Source organism: Phenylobacterium sp., from assembly GCF_024508875.1.
In the GTDB taxonomy this organism is placed as follows: domain Bacteria; phylum Pseudomonadota; class Alphaproteobacteria; order Caulobacterales; family Caulobacteraceae; genus Phenylobacterium.
On the sequence record NZ_JANINU010000239.1, the window covers coordinates 1 to 3,282 of the forward strand.

General features: G+C 69.6%; 5 protein-coding genes. 1 reads left to right on the forward strand and 4 read right to left on the reverse strand.

Annotated elements, in window-relative coordinates; genetic code table 11:
- On the reverse strand, positions 1-397 hold a 397-nt coding region (locus Q0L11_RS16980; RefSeq protein WP_296598787.1), incomplete at its 3' end, for an SDR family NAD(P)-dependent oxidoreductase.
- Positions 398-451: 54 nt separating this feature from the next.
- On the opposite strand from Q0L11_RS16980, the gene Q0L11_RS16985 reads away from it, so the two are divergent.
- The gene (locus Q0L11_RS16985; protein WP_296598788.1) at positions 452-865 is read left to right on the forward strand and encodes a YkvA family protein; all 414 of its coding nucleotides are present in this window, start codon (positions 452-454) and stop codon (positions 863-865) included.
- A 43-nt stretch (positions 866-908) separates the two neighbouring features.
- Here the strand turns inward: Q0L11_RS16985 and Q0L11_RS16990 are convergent, their stop codons facing one another.
- The 3 genes from Q0L11_RS16990 to Q0L11_RS17000 form a co-directional block, all read right to left on the reverse strand.
- Positions 909-1,832 (reverse strand): DMT family transporter, encoded by a 924-nt coding sequence (locus Q0L11_RS16990; RefSeq protein WP_367183450.1) that lies wholly within the window; start codon positions 1,830-1,832, stop codon positions 909-911.
- Positions 1,829-2,689, reverse strand: coding sequence for an SDR family NAD(P)-dependent oxidoreductase (locus Q0L11_RS16995; RefSeq protein ID WP_296598789.1), 861 nt, complete (start codon positions 2,687-2,689; stop codon positions 1,829-1,831). The genes Q0L11_RS16990 and Q0L11_RS16995 overlap by 4 nt, the downstream gene beginning before the upstream one ends.
- Positions 2,690-2,738: 49 nt before the next feature.
- Positions 2,739-3,282 (reverse strand): hypothetical protein (locus Q0L11_RS17000; RefSeq protein ID WP_296598790.1); only part of this gene is annotated, 544 nt, incomplete at its 5' end.

The following is a 3,282-nucleotide window of genomic DNA, read 5'->3' on the forward strand; positions in this document are numbered from 1 at the left end:
CCTTCGCCGACTTGGCGATGCAGCGGAAGGTGCCGACGAGGTTGATCTGGATGATCCAGTTGAAGGCGTCGAGCGGGAAGTGCTTGGTCTCGCCCGTCGTCTTGTCGCGGCTGGCGGTCTTGATGGCGTTGCCGGTGCCGGCGCAGTTCACCAGGATGCGCTCCTGGCCGTGCGCCGCGCGGGCCTTGGCGAAGGCCGCGTCCACTTCCTCTTCCGAGGTGACGTTGCACTTGCAGAAGACGCCGCCGATTTCCTTGGCGACCGCTTCGCCCTTCTGTTCGTTCATGTCGAAGATGGCGACCTTGACGCCCTTGGCGGCCAGCGAACGCGCGGTGGCTTCGCCGAGGCCCGAGGCGCCGCCGGTGATCACCGCCGCGACGGATGAATTGAGTTCCATGGACGCACCGCTCCCATATGATGTGCGAGAAATTTGTGGCGAAGCCTTAGCCCGATGAGCGCGCGCGAAAAAGCGTCACCCGACGTCAGCTTCGATCCGGAAGCCGAGATCGACCCCGGACGGGCCCTGGTCCCGGCCGTGATGCGGCTCAACGAGCAGCGCGTCGACCGGGGCTTCTGGCCCAAGATCCGGCGGGTGGCGGCCAAGATCCCCTTCGCCAAGGAGGCCCTGTCGGTCTGGTACTGCGCCAAGGACGACGAGACGCCGATCGCAGCCAAGGGGATGATGTTCGCCGCCCTGGCCTATTTCGTGCTGCCGGTGGACGCGATCCCCGACTTCATCGCCGGCCTCGGCTACACCGACGACGCGGCGGTGTTCACGGCGTTGATGGCCATCGTCGGCCGCAACCTGAAGCCCAAGCACAAGCTGGCGGCCCGCCGCGACATCGAGCGGCTGCGCGGGGAGTAGGCCCTGGGCGCGGATGCTCGCCCTCTCGGGGAGCAGCTTTCGATCATCGCGCGTCCGCCTGCGCCGTCAGCTTCGCCGACCGCGCCAGTTGCTGTTCGCGCAAGGTGATGAAGAGCGTCGCGCCCACGACGACGGCGGCGCCGGCGACGGTCCAGACGCCCGGGATCTCGTGGAACAGGAAGAAGCCGATGGCGGCGGAGAAGACCAGGCGGGTGTAGTCGATCGGGGCCATCGCGCCGGCGTCGCCCAGGGACATGCCCTTGATGTAGCAGGCTTGGTTGGCGGTCGCGATCGCGCCCATGGCGACCAGCAACAGGAAATCCTTCGGCTCCGGCACCCGCCAGGTGAGGATCGCGCCGGGGATCGAGAGCACGAAGCCCAGCACCGCCGACCAGACCAGGATCACGGTGGTGGAGTGGTCGCGGGTCAGCACCTTCATGCCGGTGACCGTGAAGGCGAACAGGAAGGCCGAGCCCAGCATGGCCAGCGCCGGCACGCCCATGGAGAACTCGCCGTCCGCCATCGGCCGCACCATCAGGAGCACGCCCACGAAGCCGACGATGGCGGCGCCTGCGCGCAGGGGTCCCACCTTCTCCTTCACGATGAAGGCGGCGAGCGGCACCAGCCAGAGCGTCCGGGTGAACGACAGGGCGTTGGCGTCGGCCAGGGGCAGCTTCTGGAAGCCGTAGAACGACAGGATCATCCCGACCGTCCCCACCAACGAGCGGAACATCATGATGCCCGGCCGGGTGGTCGCGAAGGCGGCGCCGCGATGGCGCACCAGGATCGGCAGCAGCACGGCCACGCCGGCCGCCTGGCGATAGAAGGTCTGCAGCGCCGCGGGATAGTCCGAGCCCAGGAACTTGATGAGCGTGGTCATCACCGAGAAGGAGATGGCCGACAGCAGCATCCAGAGCGCGCCCTGGAGATTGGGCGATAGCCCGCCCGGCTTCGCCGCCAACGTCACGACTGGGCGGGCTGCGGCGGGGCGAGGTCTCCGAACAGTTCGGCGAAGGGCGAGGGCCCCGACTGGTCCCAGGCGTGCCGCGAGCCCACCGTGATGCCGCCGTCCACGACGAGGTGCGTGCCGGTGACGAAGGCCGAGGCGTCCGACGCGAGATAGAGCGCCGCCTGGGCGATGTCGTCGGGCAGGCCGGCCTTCGGAATAGGCTGCACCTTGGCGGCGTTCTCGACCACCAGGGCGGCCATCTGGTCGGCCACCGCGCGCGGCAGACCGAAGGAGGCGCCGAAGATCGAGGTGGCGATCAGGCCGGGGCAGATCGCGTTGACGCGAATCTTCTGGGGCGAGAGCTGGGCGGCGGCCACGCGGCTCATATGGATCACCGCCGCCTTGGCCGACGAATAGGCGATGGGGCCGTAGCCCGCCTGCAGCCCGGCGATCGAGGCGGTGTTGATGATCGAACCGCCCCCGCGCGCCACCATCAGCGGCGCGGCGTGCTTGAGGCCCAGGGCCGGACCCCGCACCAGGATCTCGAAGATCCAGTTCCACTTGTCGGCGTCGATCTCGCCGATGCTGCGCATGGCGTCCGAGATGCCGGCGTTGTTGAACAGGATGTCCAGCCCGCCGAACTCGGAGGCGGCGAGGTCGACGGCGGCCTTGATCTCGGCCTCCTTGGTGACGTCGCAGTGGGCGTAGCGGACCTTGCCGGGGAACCGCTGCTCCAGCATCGCGCCCTTCTCGTCCTGGATGTCGGCCGCCACCACCCGGGCGCCTTCGGCCACGAACAATTCGACGGTTCCCAGGCCGATGCCCGACACTCCGCCCGTGATCACCGCGACCTTGCCTTCGAGCCTGCCGGCCATCGTCCCCTCCTGATTGGTTATCGGCGATCAGTAAGGGGGCGACGCTGCGTCAGCAACCCTCTGTGCGGCAGCGGTCGCGATAGGTGCGCCAGGCGTCGCTACTGGAGCGCGCGAGGCTCTCGCTGACCAGTCCGAGGGCGATCTGGTCGCCGGCCCGCTCCTCCGGGGTCTCCGCGCGCACGATCGGCGTCAAGGTGACGGGCCGGCCGTTGGGCAGGGTGAGGGTCCGGGTCTCGCCGGCGGCCAGCTCGCCGGTCACGCTCTCGTCCGGGTCGAACCGGCGGCTCAGGCTGGCGGTCACGAAGAAGCGGTCGCCGCGCTGGGTCACGGCGGTGAAGAGCCGCTCGCGGCTGCCCGAGGCGATGAAGGTCCCGGTGCGGTAATAGTGCTGCGAGCCGAACGAGGTCAGGTCGGTCATCAGCGGCCGGCCGTCGGCGTCGGTGGTGGATGCGACGACGCGCACCGCCGTGCCGGGCTCCACCGCCGAGCGGCCCGCGGCGGTGAAGATGCGGCGCGGCCGCGGGTCGGGTTGCGGTTCGGGCCGGGGCTGCGGGCCGGCGGTCCGTTCCTCGGCCCAGCGCGGCCCGCGGCGC